Raw genomic sequence first — 379 nt, 5'->3', positions numbered from 1 at the left:
TCACTGATCCTGTCCGCTGCAGTAGCCCTGGTGTTCGCCAGCCTGCTGTTTCTGTTCCGCGATGCCATTGCCGGGCTCTACAGCAGCGACAGCGCGGTGCGGATTGTCACCACCAACCTGCTGCTGTTTGCCGCCATTTTCCAGATTGCCGACGTCATCCAGGTGACCTGTATCAGTGCCCTGCGGGGCTACAAGGACACCCGCATCCCCATGTTGATCATGCTGTTTTCGTTCTGGGTGGTGGGACTGCCGCTGGGTTATCTGCTGACCTTCACCGATGGACTGGTACCCGCCATGGGGGCGGCCGGATTCTGGGTGGGACTCACCGCCGGGCTGATTTCCGCCAGCCTGCTGCTGGGGGCAAGATTATTTTACTTAA

General features: G+C 59.6%; 1 protein-coding gene. It reads left to right on the top strand.

Annotated features, from left to right (window positions below; translation table 11 throughout):
* Positions 1–379, top strand: a 379-nt coding sequence (locus tag CLH62_RS20890) for an MATE family efflux transporter (protein ID WP_265734817.1), incomplete at both ends; no start/stop codon positions are given.

Origin of the sequence: Marinobacter guineae, assembly GCF_002744735.1 — a bacterium.
Taxonomy (GTDB): Bacteria; Pseudomonadota; Gammaproteobacteria; order Pseudomonadales; family Oleiphilaceae; genus Marinobacter; species Marinobacter guineae.
Note: the sequence above shows the minus strand (reverse complement) of the source record. Positions and strands in the feature narration are given on the sequence as shown.